The organism is Rhizobium sp. SU303 (assembly GCF_021052345.1).
GTDB classification, from domain to species: domain Bacteria; phylum Pseudomonadota; class Alphaproteobacteria; order Rhizobiales; family Rhizobiaceae; genus Rhizobium; species Rhizobium laguerreae.
This window is the reverse complement of sequence record NZ_CP088095.1, coordinates 3366744-3384018: the sequence shown is the minus strand read 5'-3', so window position 1 is coordinate 3384018 and position 17275 is coordinate 3366744. Positions and strand designations below refer to the sequence as shown.

Below are 17275 nucleotides of genomic sequence, written 5' to 3'. Positions count from 1 at the left end.
TTGCGGGTTCCGGTCTTCGATTTTATGATTGCCCGGCCGCTCGACGGCCGGAGGCGCTGGAACTTTGACTATGGACAATACCATCCTCGAAATGCGGAGCATCACCAAGACGTTCCCGGGCGTCAAGGCGCTGGAGAATGTGAACCTCAAGGTTCGCCAGGGTGAGATCCACGCGTTGGTAGGCGAAAACGGGGCCGGTAAATCGACCCTGATGAAAGTGCTATCGGGCGTCTATCCGACAGGAAGCTATGAAGGCGACATCGTCTATGAAGGCGAGACGCGCAACTTCAAGGTCCTGAAGGACTCCGAAGAAATCGGCATCGTCATCATCCACCAGGAGCTGGCGCTCGTGCCGCTGCTGTCGATCGGCGAAAACATCTTCCTCGGCAACGAGAATGCCAAGAACGGCGTCATCAGCTGGGAAGAGACTTTCAACCGCACGAAGAAGCTGCTCACCAAGGTGGGCCTACGGGAATCTCCGAACACGCTGGTCACCGATATCGGCGTCGGCAAGCAGCAGCTCGTCGAGATCGCCAAGGCACTGTCGAAGAGCGTGAAGCTGCTCATCCTCGACGAGCCTACCGCTTCGCTCAATGAGAAGGACTCGGACGCGCTGCTCAATCTGCTGATCGAGTTCCGCAATCAGGGCATCACTTCGATCATCATCTCCCACAAGCTGAACGAGATCCGTAAGGTCGCCGACCAGATCACTGTCCTGCGCGACGGCATGACCGTCAAGACGCTCGACTGTCACACGGACGAGATCAGCGAAGACATCATCATCAAGAACATGGTGGGCCGAGATCTGGCCGACCGTTATCCGCCGCGCTCCGTGCCGATCGGCGAGACGATCTTCGAAGTGAAGAACTGGAACGCCTATCACCAGCAGCACCGCGACCGCCAAGTGCTGCACGACATCAATGTCACCGTCCGCAAGGGCGAGGTCGTGGGTATTGCCGGCCTCATGGGCGCCGGCCGCACCGAATTCGCCATGAGCGTCTTCGGCAAATCCTACGGCCACAAGATCAGCGGCGAGGTCTTCGTCGATGGCAAGGCTGTCGACGTCAGCACCGTGCGCAAGGCGATCGACGCCGGTCTTGCCTATGTCACCGAGGACCGCAAGCAGCTCGGTCTCGTGCTCAACGACACTATCCTGCACAACACGACGCTTGCCAATCTCAACGGGATTTCGAGCAATAGCGTCATCGACGACATCAAGGAGATGAAGGTCGCGACCGATTACCGGTCGAAGCTGCGCATCCGCTCCTCCGGCGTCTTCCAGGAAACGGTCAATCTTTCGGGCGGCAACCAGCAGAAGGTGGTGCTGTCGAAGTGGCTGTTTTCCGATCCCGATATTTTGATCCTCGACGAGCCGACCCGCGGCATCGACGTTGGCGCAAAGTACGAAATCTATACTATCATCAACCAGCTTGCCGCCGATGGAAAGGGCGTTCTGATGATCTCGTCGGAAATGCCCGAACTGCTTGGCACATGTGACCGCATCTACGTGATGAACGAAGGACGCATCGTCGCCGAATTGCCGAAGGGAGAAGCAAGCCAGGAAACCATCATGCGCGCTATCATGCGCTCAGGGGAGAAGAGACAATGACTCCGGTCAACCCGACAACCGAGCATAGCAACGTCGTTTCCGTTGCCGATTATATACGCGGCAATATTCGTGAATACGGCATGCTCATCGCGCTTGTCGCGATCATGGTGTTCTTCCAGTTCTATACCGGCGGCATTCTCTTCAAGCCGGTCAACCTAACGAACCTTGTCCTGCAGAACTCCTTCATCGTCATCATGGCGCTCGGCATGCTGCTCGTCATCGTCGCCGGCCATATCGACCTGTCGGTCGGCTCGATCGTCGCTTTCATCGGCGCTCTCGCGGCGATCTTGACCGTGACATTGGGCATGAATTTCTGGGTTGCCGGCGTGATCTGCCTCATCGTCGGCGGCATCATCGGCGCGGCGCAGGGCTATTTCATCGCCTATCACCGCATCCCGTCATTCATCGTCACGCTTGCCGGCATGCTCGTTTTCCGCGGCCTGACGCTGACTGTGCTCGGCGGCAAGAACATCGGTCCATTTCCGAAGGAATTCCAGCTCGTTAGCACCGGCTTTATCCCTGACTTCCTGTCGTTTCTCGGCCCTTGGTCCTTCAGCGGTCCTTGGATGCAGGTCAATTCGTTCCTTTTCGACTTCACTACCATGAGCTGGGCGCCTGTTGACGTCAGCATCGTGACGGCGACATGGACGATCAATAATGTCGCTGCTCTCGTTCTTGGCATCCTCGGTGCGGCAGCACTCATCTTTGCTGCGGCCCGTCGGCGCGCGTCGAAGATTAGCCATGGCGTCGACGTCGAGCCGGCGAACTTCTTCATCGCGCAAAACGCCATCCTAGCCTTTGTCATCATATTCCTGGCTTTCCAGCTCGCGACCTACAAGGGCCTCCCGAACGTCCTGGTCGTCATGCTGATTCTCATCGGTCTTTACTCGTTCGTCACGCGGCGCACGACGATCGGTCGCCGCGTCTATGCGATGGGCGGCAATTCCAAGGCAACCAAGCTTTCGGGCATCAATACCGAGCGGCTGAGCTTCTATACCTTCGTCAACATGGGCGTGCTCGCAGGCCTTGCCGGCATGATCGTCGCGCTTCGTCTGAACTCGGCAACACCGAAGGCCGGCGTCGGTTTCGAACTCGACGTCATTGCGGCTTGCTTCATCGGCGGCGCCTCGGCGTCCGGCGGCGTCGGCAAGATCACCGGTGCGGTCATCGGCGCGTTCATTATGGGCGTCATGAATAACGGTATGTCGATCGTCGGGCTCGGCATCGACTTCCAGCAGATGGTGAAGGGCCTCGTGCTTCTCGCCGCAGTGTTCTTCGACGTTTACAACAAGAACAAGGGCTGAGCGCCTCAAGGCGCCAGTCAGGCATTCGCAGTCCTATGAATGATGGATTTCGGCTCCTGATGGAGCCGGACAGGCGGAGCTTTTTCCTGTCTTCGCCGAAACGAGAAGGATCGAAGACGTGCTTATTTCACAGATCAAGGGTGCAAACGGAGAGATCATCGTCGCCGTGCGTGAGCAGGGCGGCGCTGCAAGGTCGGTCAAGAACGCCGTCAGCGTCTATGCGTTGGCGATGAAAGCCGCAGACGGCGGCAAGTCTCTTGCCTCGATCATCGAAGCGTATGGCTACGGCGATGCCGTCGATCTTGAGAAGGCCTATGCGGAAGGCCGTTTCCTTCCGCCGATCACCCATCCAGATGCCGCGCACCTGCATCTGACCGGCACCGGCCTGACGCATTTGGGCTCGGCGGCAACGCGCGATTCCATGCACAAGAAGACCACCGAAGCCGCCGAGGAAACCCTGACGGACTCGATGAAGATGTTCAAGATGGGCCTCGAGAACGGTAAGCCGAAGGCCGGCGAAAAGGGCGTCCAGCCCGAATGGTTCTACAAGGGCAACGGCTACGGAGCCGCAGCCCCCGGCGCGCCGCTCATCTCGCCCTCCTTCGCGCTCGACGGCGGCGAGGAGCCGGAGATGGCCGGCATCTACGTGATCGCCAAGGACGGCTCGCCCTTCCGCATCGGCTTTGCGCTGTCGAACGAATTTTCCGATCACGTCACCGAACGGATCAACTATCTCTATCTCGCCCACTCGAAGCTGCGCCCGGCAAGCTTCGGTCCGGAAATCCGCGTCGGCGCGGCGCCGGACGATATTCGCGGCACCTCGCGCATCAAGCGCGGTGACAAGGTGATCTTCGAAAAACCATTCCTATCAGGTGAGGCGAACATGTCGCACACCTTCGCCAATCTGGAATATCACCATTTCAAGTATGGCATCTTCCGTGTTCCAGGCGATGTGCATGTCCATATGTTCGGCACGGCGACCCTTTCCTTTGCCGACGGCGTCAAGACCGAAGAGGGCGACGTCTTCGAGATCGAAGTCGCCGAATTCGGCCTGGCGCTCCGCAATCCGCTGAAGGTGGCCGCCGAGGAAGAGGTCGCCGTCAGGCAGCTCTGAATTCAGGATCTGGCCGCAGTCGGCGGCCGGCTCTTTGCTCGTAAACGGTAAAGGAGGCTTGTTAAGCCCATGACCATTTATCAAAATCTGATCGCCGGCGAATGGGTCGGCTCGAACGCGACGAAGAACATCAACCCGTCGGATACGAATGAGGTCGTCGGCCTCTATGCCGACGGCAGCGCAGATGACACGAGAAACGCCATTGCCGCCGCCAAGGCCGCCTTCCCGGCCTGGTCGCGCTCCGGCATCTGGGAGCGCCACGTCATCCTGAAGAAGACGGGCGACGAGATCATGGCGCGCAAGGACGAGCTCGGCGCGCTGCTTGCGCGCGAAGAAGGCAAGACGCTGCCGGAAGCGACCGGCGAGGTGATCCGCGCGTCGCAGATCTTCGAATTCTTCGCCGGTGAGGCGCTGAGGCTGGCCGGTGAGGTTCTCCCGTCGGTTCGCCCGAATATCGGCGTCGAGATCACACGCGAGGCGCTCGGCGTCATCGGCATCATCACCCCGTGGAATTTCCCGATCGCCATTCCCGCCTGGAAGATCGCGCCGGCGCTCTGCTACGGCGACACCATCGTCTTCAAGCCGGCCGAACTGGTGCCTGGCTGTTCCTGGGCGATCGTCGATATTCTCAACCGCGCCGGCCTGCCGAAGGGCGTGCTGAACCTCGTCATGGGCAAAGGCTCGGTCGTCGGCCAGGCCATGCTCGAAAGCCCCGACGTTCACGGCATCACGTTTACCGGTTCCACCGGCACCGGCAGACGCGTCGCTGCCGCCTCCATCGAGCATAACCGCAAGTTCCAGCTGGAAATGGGCGGCAAGAACCCGATGGTCGTGCTTGACGATGCCGACCTCAACGTCGCCGTCGAGGCCGCCGCCAATTCCGGCTTCTTCTCGACCGGCCAGCGCTGCACCGCCTCCTCGCGGCTGATCGTCACCGAAGGCATCCACGACAAGTTCGTCGCAGCACTCACCGACAAGCTGAAGACGCTCGTCGTCGACAACGCGCTGAAGGCCGGCACTCATATCGGCCCTGTCGTCGATGAGCGGCAGCTGAAGACCGATACCGACTATATCGAGATCGGCAAGTCGGAGGGCGCCAAACTCGCCTTCGGCGGCGAGGTGATCTCGCGCGACACGCCCGGCTTCTACCTGCAGCCGACGCTGTTTACCGAAGCGACCAACCAGATGCGCATTTCGCGCGAGGAGATCTTCGGGCCTGTGGTGTCGGTAATCCGGGCGAAGGACTACGACGAGGCGCTTGCCGTTGCCAACGACACGCCGTTCGGGCTCTCCGCCGGCATCGCCACGACCAGCCTGAAATATGCCACGCACTTCAAGCGCAATTCCGAGGCCGGCATGGTGATGGTCAACCTGCCGACGGCAGGCGTCGATTTCCACGTGCCGTTCGGCGGCCGCAAGGGCTCGTCCTACGGCCCGCGCGAGCAGGGCAAGTACGCCGCCGAATTCTACACAACCGTCAAGACCGCCTACACCCTGGCTTGAGACAAGTGCGATAACCCGGGCCGTACGGGGCGGTCCGGCGATATCCTGAAGGATAGAGACGATGAAAAAGAAAGCGGAATGGCCGCGCAGGCTGAGGTCGCAGGAATGGTACGGCGGTACGAGCCGCGACGTGATTTATCACCGCGGCTGGCTTAAGAACCAGGGTTATCCGCACGACCTGTTCGACGGCCGGCCGGTGATCGGCATCCTCAACACCTGGTCGGATATGACCCCGTGCAACGGGCATCTCAGAGAACTCGCCGAGAAGGTGAAGGCGGGCGTATGGGAGGCTGGCGGCTTCCCGCTTGAGGTGCCGGTGTTCTCGGCATCCGAAAACACGTTCCGCCCGACCGCGATGATGTACCGCAATCTTGCCGCGCTGGCGGTGGAAGAGGCGATCCGCGGCCAGCCGATGGATGGCTGCGTACTGCTGGTTGGCTGCGACAAGACCACGCCGTCGCTTATCATGGGGGCAGCTTCCTGCGACCTGCCCTCGATCGTCGTCACAGGCGGACCGATGCTGAACGGCTATTTCCGCGGTGAACGCGTCGGCTCGGGCACGCATCTGTGGAAGTTTTCCGAAATGGTGAAGGCCGGCGAGATGACGCAGGCCGAATTCCTCGAGGCAGAAGCCTCGATGAGCCGTTCGTCGGGCACCTGTAACACCATGGGCACCGCCTCCACCATGGCTTCCATGGCTGAGGCGCTCGGCATGGCGCTGTCCGGCAATGCCGCTATCCCGGGCGTCGATTCCCGCCGCAAGGTTATGGCGCAGCTTACCGGCCGGCGTATCGTGCAGATGGTCAAGGACGACCTGAAGCCTTCCGAGATCATGACGAAGCAAGCCTTCGAGAACGCCATCCGCACCAACGCGGCCATCGGCGGATCGACCAATGCCGTCATCCACCTGCTCGCCATCGCCGGCCGTGTCGGCATCGATCTTTCGCTTGATGACTGGGACCGCTGCGGCCGTGATGTCCCGACCATCGTCAACCTGATGCCGTCGGGCAAGTACCTGATGGAGGAGTTCTTCTATGCCGGCGGCCTGCCGGTGGTGCTGAAGCGCCTCGGCGAGGCGGGCCTCCTGCACAAGGATGCGCTGACGGTATCCGGCGAAACCGTCTGGGACGAGGTCAAGGACGTCGTCAACTGGAACGAGGACGTTATCCTGCCGGCCGAAAAGGCGCTGACAGCTTCGGGCGGCATCGTCGTGCTGCGCGGCAATCTCGCGCCGAAAGGCGCGGTGTTGAAGCCTTCGGCGGCTTCGCCGCATCTGCTGGTGCACCGGGGCAGGGCGGTCGTGTTCGAGGACATCGACGACTACAAGGCCAAGATCAACGACGACAGCCTCGACATCGACGAAACCTGCATCATGGTCATGAAGAACTGTGGGCCGAAGGGCTATCCCGGTATGGCCGAGGTCGGCAACATGGGGCTGCCGCCGAAGGTGCTCAAGAAGGGCATTCTCGATATGGTGCGCATTTCCGACGCCCGCATGTCCGGAACGGCCTATGGAACCGTCGTGCTGCACACCTCGCCGGAAGCGGCTGTCGGCGGGCCGCTCGCGGTCGTGAAAAACGGCGACATGATCGAATTGGACGTGCCGAACCGTCGTCTGCATCTCGACATTTCCGAGGAGGAACTGGCACGGCGGCTCGCCGAATGGCAGCCGAACCATGATTTGCCCACATCCGGCTATGCCTTCCTGCATCAGCAGCACGTCGAAGGGGCAGATACCGGCGCCGACCTCGACTTCCTCAAGGGATGTCGCGGAAATGCGGTCGGTAAGGACAGCCACTAGCGCGGCTCAATCCATAACGAGAAAAAGGCGGGGCATGACCCCGCCTTTTTCTTTGCACTTGTTGAATACGGAAATGGCTCTATATTCCGTATAGATGTACAGGAGATATAGTCATGTCCAAGATGGTCGGTGCGGCGGAGTTCAAGGCGAAATGCCTGAACCTTATCGATCAGATGGGGAAGGACGACGAATCAATCGTCATCACCAAGCGCGGCAGGCCAGTTGCCGTGCTTTCGCCGGTACATGATACCAGCGGACGCAGGAGTGTTATCGGCGCGATGAAGGGCAGCGTATTGCGTTATGACGATCCGCTGTCTCCGGCTGCTGAAGCGGAAGATTGGGACGCCGTTCGTTGATCGTCATCGACACACATATCCTCGTCTGGGCAATGCAGGACGATGCGCGCCTCGGTTCACAAGCCCGGCGCATCATCGACGAGATGACGGAGAAAAGCCAGATTCTGGTTTCGGCGATTACACCTTGGGAAATCGCGTTGCTTGTGCAGAAGGGACGCCTGGCGCTCGGCGACGATGTCGGTCGATGGATCGATAGCGCATTGTCTCTGCCCGGTATCCAGCTCGCACCGATTGAGCCTCCCATCGCAATAGACAGCGTTCGGCTGCCTGGCGAGTTTCATGCCGATCCCGCCGACCGCATCATTGCTGCCACAGCCCGCTTTCATCGCGTCCCGTTACTGACGGCCGACCAGGCGATCCTCAGTTACGGCGCGCGCGGGCACCTCCAGGTTCTTGCAGCGGGATAGGCTTTGGTTGGGGCCGAAATACACCAAGCGTCGCCGCAGACAAGCTTATGCCTGCGGCCTTAAAATTGAGTTAGTGACAAGCGGCAGTTATGGCATGCGCCGCGTGCCAGAAGCAGGCGGAATTTCGGCACCGCCGGTCTCTATATTCAAGTCCAACATGTTTGGTTCGCGCCGACCTCGCAGCTATTCTATCGGCCCCACCGCAGGGCGCGGTAAAGCTGTCTTTATGCTCCGCTCAGCTCTGACTCTGGCTCTGCATCTGTCCGCCGTCCTCGACCTTCACGGTGACCGACAGCGTTTCGCCCGGTGTGCCGATGCGCATGCCCGAAATCGGCGCGGCATCACGATAGCAGAGGCCGGAGGCGACTCTGATGTAACGGGCATCCGGGCAGATCTCATTGGCGGGATCGAAGCCGACCCAGCCGAGGCCGGGAATATGCGCCTCTGCCCAGGCATGGGTCGCCGCCTGTTCGATCTTTTCCTCCATCATCAGATAACCGGAGATGTAACGCGCCGGCACCTGCAGCGCGCGGGCTGCGGCAATGAAGATGTGCGCGTGGTCCTGGCAGACGCCGCTCCTCCTCTCCAACGCCTGTTCGGCCGTTGTCTCGGTGTTGCTGGTGCCGGGCTTATAATCGACCGTCTCGTGGATCGCCGCCATCAGCGCATGCATGCGGGCAAGCTCGTTGTCGCCGCTGACGCCCTTGATCAGTTCCTTCACCAGCTTGCCGCCCTTGGTCAGCGGCGTGTCGCGCAGGAAGAGCCAAAGCGGGCAGAAGCCGGTATGCGGACCGGTGACGCCGTTATTGTCCTCCGTCTCGACTTCGCCTTCGGCCAGGATGCGCGTTACGTCCTGCTCGCCTTCCAGCGAGACCAGATTGACATGATTGCCGTACTGGTCGTCATATTCTACTTCCGGCGTGGCACCTTCGACTTTCAGAGACCAGCCGAGCACTTTCTGAGCTGATGTCGTCGGTGGCGTCAACCGCAGCCGTTGCAGCGAGAATTGCGCCGGTTCGTCGTAGCGGTATTCGGTGAGGTGGCTGATCTTCAGTCTCATATTGTTATCCGCTTATACATAGAACCGGTAGCCGTCGGAAATTTCCGCGCCGAGCTTGTTGTTGCGCGCGACGAAATCCTCCAGGAACTCGTGCAGCCCCTGATCCATGATATCCCGGATCGCCCTTGTCTGCAGCGTGGTGCGGATTGAATCCGCGGTATCGTGGGCAGGCAGCCGCTCCTCGTAATCCTGGGCGAGATAGCCGAGATTGCTGACGATCTTCTCGTAGCAATAGGCAAGCGAGCGCGGCATCTGGACATTGAGGGTCAGGAAGTCGGCGATGTTCATCGCCCGGTATTCCCCGTCATAGGCCCAACTATAGGCGCGGTGCGCCGAGACCGAGCGCAGGATCGATTCCCACTGGACATTGTCGAGGGAGGAACCAACTGATGAAACCGAGGGCAGCAGCACGTAATATTTCACGTCGAGGATGCGGCTGGTATTGTCGGCCCGCTCGATGAAGGTACCGATGCGGGCAAAATTATAGAGCTCGTTGCGCAGTGTCGAGCCATGGAAGGCACCGCGGATGAGGCCGGCGCGGCGCTTGATGACATCGATCACCTCTGGCATTTCGGCCGCCTTGACGCGCTTTTCGAGCAGCGACTTCAAATCGATCCAGCATTCGTTGGTGGCTTCCCAGGTCTCACGCGTCAGCGCCGTGCGCACCATGCGGGCATTGTTGCGGCCGGAATCGATGCAAGACATGACGCTCGACGGATTGGTGCGATCGCGCAGGAGATAATCGATCGCGTCGGCGTTGGTCAGCTTGTTGTGGCCTTCGTCATAAGCCTCGCGCACGCCCGCGCTTTGCAGCACGCCATCCCAATTGTCATCGCCAGTGCTGCTGCGTGTCAGCGACATGCGCAGCCCGGCATCGATCAGGCGGGCTATATTTTCGGCGCGCTCGATGTAACGAAACATCCAGTAGAGGCCGTTTGCTGTTCTTCCGAGCATCAGTCCTCCAATACCCAAGTGTCTTTGGTGCCGCCGCCCTGGCTGGAATTGACCACCAGCGAGCCCTGCTTCAGCGCCACGCGGGTGAGCCCGCCCGGAATGATCTGTACCTTGTCGGATACAAGCACATAGGGGCGAAGGTCGACATGGCGCGGCGCGATGCCCTTGTTGACGAGGATCGGCACGGTGGAGAGCGACAGCGTTGGCTGGGCGATGTAATTGTTCGGCTTGGCTTTCAGCTTCTCAGCGAAATCGGCGCGCTCCTTCTTCGATGCCGTCGGGCCGACCAGCATGCCGTAGCCGCCGGAGCCGTGCACCTCCTTGACGACGAGGTCTTCCAGGTGTTCCAGCACATATTTCAGGCTGTCGGCTTCCGAGCAGCGCCAGGTCGGCACGTTTTCGAGCAGCGCCTTGCGGCCGGTATAGAATTCGACGATCTCGGGCATATAGGAATAGATCGCCTTGTCGTCGCAAATGCCGGTGCCCGGCGCATTGGCGATGGTGATGTTGCCGGAGCGGTAAACATCCATGATGCCGGGAACGCCGAGCGCGGAATCGGACCGGAAGGTCAGGGGATCGAGGAAGTCGTCGTCGACGCGGCGGTAGAGCACGTCGATCGCTTCGTAACCGCGTGTCGTCCTCATCTTCACCTTGCCGTCGATGACGCGCAGATCCGCGCCCTCGACCAGCTCGACGCCCATCATGTCGGCGAGGAACGAATGCTCGTAATAGGCGGAATTGTAGATGCCCGGCGTCAGCACGGCGACACGCGGTTTGCCCTTGCAGCCGGGAGGCGCCAGCGAGGCGAGGCTTTGACGCAGCAGATAGGGATAATCCTCGACACGCTGCACCTTGTTCTCGTGAAAGAGCTCAGGGAACATCTGCATCATGGTTTCCCGGTTTTCCAGCATGTAGCTGACGCCGGAGGGTGTGCGGGCATTATCCTCCAGCACGTAAAACTGGTCTTCGCCGGTGCGCACGATGTCGGTGCCGACGATGTGGGTATAGACGCCGCCGGGCGGCCGGAAGCCGATCATTTCGGGGATGAAGGTGACGTTGTTCTCGATCAGTTCACGCGGAACGCGGCCGGCGCGGATGATCTCCTGCTTATGGTAGATATCGTCGAGAAAGGCGTTAAGCGCGATCACCCGCTGCTCGATGCCTTGGGCGAGCTTGCGCCATTCGCGTGCGGAGATGATGCGGGGAATGATGTCGAAGGGGATGAGTTTTTCGGAACTGTCGGCATGGCCGTAGACTGCGAAGGTGATGCCGGTCTTCCGGAAGATGTTTTCCGCATCGCGGGATTTGGCAATCAGATGCGCCCGGTCTTGGCTGTTGTACCACTCGAAGTATTTGTCGTAAGGCGGGCGAGGGCTTTCGTCCCCGGTAATCATTTCATCAAATGCCAAAAGCGCGGCTCCCCTTTTTCTTCATTTGAATACAACGCAAATGGCAATGCAAGAACCATGCGCAGTTCGGGAAAAGATTTTGCGCTGCGGGAAACGGGTGAAAATCTGGGCATTTAAAGTGATGCGCTGCGGCATGGCGGATATTCATCCAAGGTGTCTGCGCAAAATCTGAGCATGTGACCGCTTTTCGTTCGGCCTACTGCATAATTTCACACTTAAATCGACTCCGCTTTAAGGGTGAAATTATGCAGCAATCAAAGTGCTACAACGTCCTTTGCGCCTCTCGAAGAGACGCGCGGCGTTGTAGGCGGTCGAATATGGTCATGCGCGGGTAACAGCTGGCGACCGCCACTGGTGACCACTGCCATCAGCGAAATTTCAGATAAGCATCAACGCTTCGCCTTTGACGGCGACGGCTGGGTGGGGCTATCAGCACGGCAACCTCTTCTCTCCCGAGCCGCTCCATGTCCCTCGATCGCCTAGCCCCCGCCGTCTTCGTCCTGCTCTGGTCCACGGGCTGGGTGGTGGCGAAATACGCCTCGCTGCATTCCGAACCCTTCACCTTTCTTTCGATACGCTACGCGCTGTCGGCGGCGGCCTTCTTGGCGCTCTGCCTTGTGGTGCAGGCGCAATGGCCGAGCCGGGGGACGGCGCTGCGCGCCGTCTATTCCGGCTTCTTCCTGCATGGTTTCTATCTCGCCGGTCTCTGGTGGGCGATCGCCAATGGCGTGCCGGCCGGCATATCGGGCATCATCGCGGCGCTGCAGCCGCTGTTGACGGCGATCGCCGCTCCCTTCCTCATCGGCGAGCGGCTGCAGCAGGCTCAGAAACTCGGCCTTGCCCTCGGCTTCATCGGCATTGCCATCGCCATTTCGCCGAAGCTGCTCGATCCGGCGACCGCCGACCTCACGCATGCCGCCCTGCCGCTGGCGATCAACCTCGTCGCCATGGCGTCCGTCACCTACGGCACGCTCTATCAGAAGAAACACCTGCAATCCGGCGACCTCAGAACCATCGCGACTTTGCAATATATCGGCGCGCTGATCCTCACCCTGCCGCTTTCGCTGATCTTCGAGCATCAGCATTTCGACGGCGCTGCGCAGGCCTATGGCGCGCTGGCCTGGTCGGTCTTCGGCCTGTCGATGGGCGGCGTCGGACTGCTGCTCTATCTGATCCGCCGGGGTCAGGTGTCACGCGCCGCCTCGCTGATGTACCTGATGCCGCCGGCGGTTGCTCTCGAAGCCTTCATCGCCTTCGGGGAACCGCTGACCCTGCCGCTGATCGTCGGCACCGTGGTCGTCGTGACAGGCGTCTATCTCACGAACCGCAAGGCGTTCAGCGAGCAAAGGCCTGCGGAGGCGTGATAATAAAAAGGCCGGAGATATCCCCGGCCTTTCTGCTTTTCAATCGTTCGGCGATCAGGCGCGTTCGCGGCGCTGGCCGCCACCGCTGCGGGAGCCGGAGCCACCGCGACGGTTGCCACTGTTGCCGTCGCGGCGCGGTTCGCCGGCCTGGGCCTGCTGCGGGCCGCGGTCCTCGCCATGCTTGCGGGCCGGGCGGCCGTGGGCATGGCGGCTGTTGCCGCGGTGATGACCGCTCGGCTCACCGTTGGCATGGGCGCCGTGATGGGCCGGACGCTGCGGCTTTGCAGAGGCGCGGAAATCGGAGGTCGAGGCCAGATCGTTGTCGGGGCCGAGATCCGGGGTCGCTTCACCGCGGCGCTGACCGCGGAAGTCCTCGTTGCGGCTGGTCGGGCGCTCCGGACGCGGACGACGCTCCTCGCCGCTGGCGCGGACTTCGCTGCCTTCACCTTCGCGGCGCGGGCGGCGTTCCTGACGGCTGCCGCGATGCTCGGAGCGGTTCTGGTCGCCACGGCCTTCGCCACGACCCTGGCCTTCGCGACCCTGGCCGCCATTGCGATTGCGGTTGTTGCCGTTGCCGTTGGCGCGACGGGGTCCGCCGCTGACGTTTGCCGGCGCTTCGCCGCTTGCGACAGTGATGTCGATGCCCATCAGGCGTTCGATATCACGCAGCAGTTTGGCTTCGTCAGGGGCGCAGAAGGCGATGGCGATACCGTCGCGACCGGCACGCGCCGTACGGCCGATGCGATGGACATAGGCGTCAGGCACTTCAGGCAGGTCGTAGTTGTAGACGTGGCTGACGGCCGGAATGTCGATGCCGCGGGCGGCGACGTCGGTGGCGATCAGCGTCTTGATGCTGCCGTCGCGGAAGGCCTTCAGCGCCCGCTCGCGCTGACCCTGGCTCTTGTTGCCGTGGATCGAGGCGACGGAATAGCCGATGTTTTCGAGATGCTTCATCAGCTTCTCGGCACCGTGCTTGGTGCGCAGGAAGACCATGGCGCGGCCATCGGGGTTTTCGGTCAGCGACTTGCGGAGCAGCTCCGTCTTGTCGTTCTTGCCGGCGACGAAATGAACGTACTGCTCGACCTTGTCGGCAGCCTTACCTGGAGGCGTGACTTCGACCTTGACGGGATCGACGAGATATTCGCCGGCGAGATCGGCAATCGCCTTCGGCATGGTGGCCGAGAAGAGCATGGTCTGGCGCTTTTTCGGCACCATCTTGGCGATCTTGCGAAGATCATGCACGAAGCCGAGGTCGAGCATCTGATCAGCTTCGTCGAGCACGAGATAGCGAACCGCAGTCAGCGTGATCGCGCGGCGATTGATGAGGTCGAGCAGGCGGCCGGGCGTGGCGACGAGAATGTCGGTGCCCTTTTCAAGCTGAAGCTGCTGCTTGTTGATCGAGACGCCGCCGACGACGACATTGATGCGCAGCGACGACTTGCGGATGAACTTCTTCAGGCTCTCGGCGATCTGGTTCACCAGTTCGCGGGTCGGCGCAAGGATCAGCGTGCGCGTCGTGCGGTTGTCGGGGCGCCGTTCGTCGGCAAGCAGCTTTTCGATCAGCGGCAGGCCGAAAGCAGCCGTCTTGCCAGTGCCGGTCTGGGCAAGGCCGATCAGGTCGCGGCCTTCAAGGAGGAGAGGAATGGCATGTTCCTGGATCGGCGTCGGCGTTTCGATGCCGAGCTGGAACAAAGTAGCGACGATCGGCTTGGAGACACCAAGCGATTCAAAATTAGTCAAGGTATAACCTTTCGGGGCGCCACAATGACTATCGCCGGAACGCACCATGCGATCCGGTTTCATTCTGGCGTCAAGAACCCCGCGTGAAGTGGGAACTTGTGAGTTGGAAAAAGCTTTCCAGCGCTTCTGGCCGCTCATGGGAGTGCGGCGCTCTATCGAAATGCGCTTTTGTCCCTTCTTCCTGCATCTGTATTTTTCAGCAGGGGCACGCTCACGCGGCGGCCGGAAGGGTGAAAGCTGACCCGCATTTGGGCTAGTTCGCGTGGAAAGTCAAGTGCGGTGCACAAGAAAGCCTCAGCCTTGGTCAGGTGAGGGCATGACGAGGACGAAGCTTTGCGATGCGGTTTCTGCGCCGTTGACGAGGATGGCGATGCGATGTTCGCCTGGATAATAGCGCCGCGTCGTGATCGGCCGCATGGCGTGGCGACGCTCAATTGTATGGCTTTGCCCCGGAGCGAGCATTATCGCCTTGCACTTGAAGACCTTGGGTGAGAGCGAACCGTCGCTCTTCACATGGTGAACGGCGTAGTCGATCATCAGCGACTGCGCTCGCTCGCCTGCATTCGTCACGCGGATTTCGAAATCCAGCCCTTCGCCGAACATCACCTCGGCGTTTACGAGCCGCAGTTCGCACTCGAGCGAATCGCTGGCGGCGAAGCCGAAATTGGCGAGCGCCTGTGCGTGGCCGTTCTTCAGCAGCGTGCGCGAGGCATGTTTCAGCACCCACCGGCGTTCGGGCGAAGCGCCTTCGATATGACTGGCGATGAAGGCGGCGACCAGATCCGGATGGTCCTTGGCGACGTCGTTCAGGCTGTTGGCCACGGAGCGGCGCACATAATCCTCCGGATCATCCATCAGCGCGGTCAGAATGGGCAGGATAGGCGCCGGATTCTTCACGAGCTGCGGCAGACGCATCGCCCAGGGCAGGCGCGGCCGCGTTCCCTCGCTCGCCAGCCGGCGCACATGCTGATCGGGATCGTCGAGCCAGCCGGAAATGATGGCCAGCGCGCGCTGCTGGTCGCGGTGGATAAAGGGACGGATGCCGTATTCGGCTGTGAAATGCGGCGTCAGCGCCTTCAGGAGATCGAGACCGAGATCAAAATGATCGGGGCCGCGTGCGGCGATGAACTGATTGACCGGCAGCAGCATCCAGCCGGAGAGCCCCGGCCTGTCGGCGGCAGGCAGGCTCGCCTTCAGAATGGCTGCGGCCTCCCGGAAATCACCGGGAAGGGTGGCAAACAGCGCGTTACGGATCAGGGCCGAGCGCTCCATCAGCTCCAGCGCTCCGAGGCCGTCGGTCGCCAGCATCACGAAGCGGTTTCTGTCGAAGATCGGCGCGTTGGCGGCAATGCGATCGGCCATATCGGCGACCAATGTTTCATGCAGCAAGTTCTTGAGCGGTTCCGGCATGCTGGTCCTTCCTCTTTATGCGACCGCCGCATGCCGGCCGCATAAAGGCAGCATGGTCTGCGAAACATCTGGCGATTTGCTATCGGAGAATAGAGTGATCGCACCCACTCGAGCAATCGTGTGCAGATAGTGGGGGTGTGCGTGTAGCGCGAGCTTTAGCGTACCGGTGCCGTCGATTTCCTTGGAATAAGGGTTGGGGCCGAGATCCGAATACGCTCGTCGGCAGGGCTGTTGTCACCGGCAAGAAGATCAAGGGCGTTTGACGCAATTTGCTCGAACGGCACCCGCAACGTCGTCAGCGGCGTGGGGAGGTGGCTGACAATCGGAATGTCGTTGTAGCCTACGATCGAGATGTCCTGCGGCACGGAAAGGCCAAGTTTCGTCAGTCCCGACAAGGCGCCTATGGCGGTATTGTCGTTGACGGCGAAAATAGCGGTTGGGCGCGGACTAAGGTGCATTAGGGTTTCGACGGCTACCGCACCGGACTCGATGCCGAATGTCGAGGGAATGATGTATGAGGGATCTGCATTCAATCCAGCTTCTTGCAAGGCGTGGCGGAAACCCTCCACGCGGCCTCGCGAACTGGAGGCATAGGATGGACCGGCAATGACACCAATCTTGCGATGGCCGAGATCGAGGAGATGGCGGGCCGCGAGGTACCCGCCGAGCCTGTCGTCGCCGACCGACGAGAGGCTGTGGCCATCCGTCCTGAGCGCCAGGACATAGGGAATACCGCGTTTTGCCAGCTCGTCCGGAAAGTCATCGTCTTCCCGCGCCGTCGAAAGAATCAGTCCATCGACACCGCGCTTCAGCAGAGACTCGGCCGCAAGCCGGTCCGCCTTTGGCTTGTCGTCGGTCGTTGCGACGATCGCGAAGCGGCCACTACGGCTGCAGGCCTTGGCCAGTGCTTCATAAAGCATGGCCATGACCGTATCTGTCAGCCTGGGTACGATCACCCCGATTGTCATTGTGTTGCCGCGCCTCAGGCTCGCTGCGGAAATGTCCCGAACGTATCCCAGCTCTTCGGCAACCTTGCGCACGCGACGCGCGGTCTCGCTGTCGGATCGCGGAAGCCTTTCGTCGAGAATGCGGGACACGGTAGACTTGGAGACACCGGCTGCGGCAGCGACGCCGTGAATAGTGACGCGGGTCTGCCCCGGAACTTCATCCGTCTTTGAATTCATTGAGCCTTGTCCATTCGAGTCGACATTAAGCCGCCGCTCTCCAGCATGCCTCAAAAAAGA

At 60.9% G+C, this 17275-nt stretch carries 14 protein-coding genes; 8 read left to right on the top strand and 6 right to left on the bottom strand.

The window, feature by feature from the left end; translation table 11 throughout:
- Positions 1-70 precede the first annotated feature (70 nt).
- The 7 genes from mmsA to RlegSU303_RS16900 all read left to right on the top strand — a co-directional run bounded on the left by mmsA (position 71) and on the right by RlegSU303_RS16900 (position 8094).
- Complete coding sequence (gene mmsA / locus RlegSU303_RS16930; protein WP_017961605.1) at positions 71-1609, top strand: multiple monosaccharide ABC transporter ATP-binding protein; 1539 nt, start codon at positions 71-73, stop codon at positions 1607-1609.
- Positions 1606-2913 carry a multiple monosaccharide ABC transporter permease gene (mmsB, locus tag RlegSU303_RS16925; RefSeq protein WP_017961604.1) on the top strand — a complete coding sequence of 436 codons (1308 nt, stop codon included), beginning with the start codon at positions 1606-1608 and terminating at the stop codon, positions 2911-2913. Before mmsA ends, mmsB begins: the two co-directional genes overlap by 4 nt.
- A 118-nt stretch (positions 2914-3031) precedes the next feature.
- Positions 3032-4027: an AraD1 family protein gene (gene araD1 / locus RlegSU303_RS16920; RefSeq protein ID WP_017961603.1), complete on the top strand. Its 996-nt coding sequence runs from the start codon at positions 3032-3034 to the stop codon at positions 4025-4027.
- A gap of 69 nt (positions 4028-4096) precedes the next feature.
- Positions 4097-5530, top strand: a complete 1434-nt coding sequence (locus RlegSU303_RS16915) for an aldehyde dehydrogenase family protein (protein WP_131619606.1) — start codon at positions 4097-4099, stop codon at positions 5528-5530.
- Positions 5531-5591: 61 nt separating this feature from the next.
- Positions 5592-7331 carry an L-arabinonate dehydratase gene (gene araD / locus RlegSU303_RS16910; protein ID WP_017961601.1) on the top strand — a complete coding sequence of 580 codons (1740 nt, stop codon included), beginning with the start codon at positions 5592-5594 and terminating at the stop codon, positions 7329-7331.
- A 113-nt stretch (positions 7332-7444) separates the two neighbouring features.
- Positions 7445-7687: a type II toxin-antitoxin system Phd/YefM family antitoxin gene (locus tag RlegSU303_RS16905; protein WP_065280922.1), complete on the top strand. Its 243-nt coding sequence runs from the start codon at positions 7445-7447 to the stop codon at positions 7685-7687.
- Entirely contained in the window at positions 7684-8094 is a 411-nt protein-coding gene (locus RlegSU303_RS16900) for a type II toxin-antitoxin system VapC family toxin (RefSeq protein ID WP_017961599.1), read from the top strand. The genes RlegSU303_RS16905 and RlegSU303_RS16900 overlap by 4 nt, the downstream gene beginning before the upstream one ends.
- 235 nt (positions 8095-8329) lie before the next feature.
- Here the strand turns inward: RlegSU303_RS16900 and RlegSU303_RS16895 are convergent, their stop codons facing one another.
- The 3 genes from RlegSU303_RS16895 to RlegSU303_RS16885 are packed head-to-tail and all read right to left on the bottom strand — an operon-like array spanning position 8330 to position 11517.
- Positions 8330-9154, bottom strand: a complete 825-nt coding sequence (locus RlegSU303_RS16895) for a transglutaminase family protein (protein WP_017961598.1) — start codon at positions 9152-9154, stop codon at positions 8330-8332.
- 12 nt (positions 9155-9166) lie between these two features.
- On the bottom strand, positions 9167-10108 hold the full coding sequence (locus tag RlegSU303_RS16890) for an alpha-E domain-containing protein (protein ID WP_131619608.1): 942 nt from the start codon (positions 10106-10108) through the stop codon (positions 9167-9169).
- The gene (locus tag RlegSU303_RS16885) at positions 10108-11517 is read right to left on the bottom strand and encodes a circularly permuted type 2 ATP-grasp protein (protein WP_131719267.1); all 1410 of its coding nucleotides are present in this window, start codon (positions 11515-11517) and stop codon (positions 10108-10110) included. The genes RlegSU303_RS16890 and RlegSU303_RS16885 overlap by 1 nt, the downstream gene beginning before the upstream one ends.
- A 464-nt stretch (positions 11518-11981) precedes the next feature.
- Between RlegSU303_RS16885 and RlegSU303_RS16880 the strand changes: the two genes are divergently transcribed.
- Positions 11982-12881, top strand: a complete 900-nt coding sequence (locus RlegSU303_RS16880) for a DMT family transporter (protein WP_131719268.1) — start codon at positions 11982-11984, stop codon at positions 12879-12881.
- Positions 12882-12935: 54 nt separating this feature from the next.
- On the opposite strand, the gene RlegSU303_RS16875 is transcribed toward RlegSU303_RS16880, so the two are convergent.
- From RlegSU303_RS16875 to RlegSU303_RS16865, 3 genes are all read right to left on the bottom strand, one after another.
- On the bottom strand, positions 12936-14669 hold the full coding sequence (locus RlegSU303_RS16875; RefSeq protein WP_017961594.1) for a DEAD/DEAH box helicase: 1734 nt from the start codon (positions 14667-14669) through the stop codon (positions 12936-12938).
- Positions 14670-14915: 246 nt separating this feature from the next.
- Positions 14916-16031 carry a DNA alkylation repair protein gene (locus RlegSU303_RS16870; RefSeq protein ID WP_131719269.1) on the bottom strand — a complete coding sequence of 372 codons (1116 nt, stop codon included), beginning with the start codon at positions 16029-16031 and terminating at the stop codon, positions 14916-14918.
- A gap of 155 nt (positions 16032-16186) precedes the next feature.
- Positions 16187-17215 (bottom strand): LacI family DNA-binding transcriptional regulator, encoded by a 1029-nt coding sequence (locus tag RlegSU303_RS16865; protein ID WP_131719316.1) that lies wholly within the window; start codon positions 17213-17215, stop codon positions 16187-16189.
- Positions 17216-17275: the final 60 nt, after the last annotated feature.

Bases quoted from the DNA above. Each gene is read 5' to 3' on its own strand.
- mmsA (WP_017961605.1), top strand. From the start codon at position 71: ATGGACAATACCATCCTCGAAATGCGGAGCATCACCAAGACGTTCCCG.
- mmsB (WP_017961604.1), top strand. From the start codon at position 1,606: ATGACTCCGGTCAACCCGACAACCGAGCATAGCAACGTCGTTTCCGTT.
- RlegSU303_RS16915 (WP_131619606.1), top strand. From the start codon at position 4,097: ATGACCATTTATCAAAATCTGATCGCCGGCGAATGGGTCGGCTCGAAC.
- araD (WP_017961601.1), top strand. From the start codon at position 5,592: ATGAAAAAGAAAGCGGAATGGCCGCGCAGGCTGAGGTCGCAGGAATGG.
- RlegSU303_RS16905 (WP_065280922.1), top strand. From the start codon at position 7,445: ATGTCCAAGATGGTCGGTGCGGCGGAGTTCAAGGCGAAATGCCTGAAC.
- RlegSU303_RS16895 (WP_017961598.1), bottom strand. From the start codon at position 9,154: ATGAGACTGAAGATCAGCCACCTCACCGAATACCGCTACGACGAACCG.
- RlegSU303_RS16890 (WP_131619608.1), bottom strand. From the start codon at position 10,108: ATGCTCGGAAGAACAGCAAACGGCCTCTACTGGATGTTTCGTTACATC.
- RlegSU303_RS16880 (WP_131719268.1), top strand. From the start codon at position 11,982: ATGTCCCTCGATCGCCTAGCCCCCGCCGTCTTCGTCCTGCTCTGGTCC.
- RlegSU303_RS16875 (WP_017961594.1), bottom strand. From the start codon at position 14,669: ATGGTGCGTTCCGGCGATAGTCATTGTGGCGCCCCGAAAGGTTATACC.
- RlegSU303_RS16870 (WP_131719269.1), bottom strand. From the start codon at position 16,031: ATGCCGGAACCGCTCAAGAACTTGCTGCATGAAACATTGGTCGCCGAT.
- RlegSU303_RS16865 (WP_131719316.1), bottom strand. From the start codon at position 17,215: ATGAATTCAAAGACGGATGAAGTTCCGGGGCAGACCCGCGTCACTATT.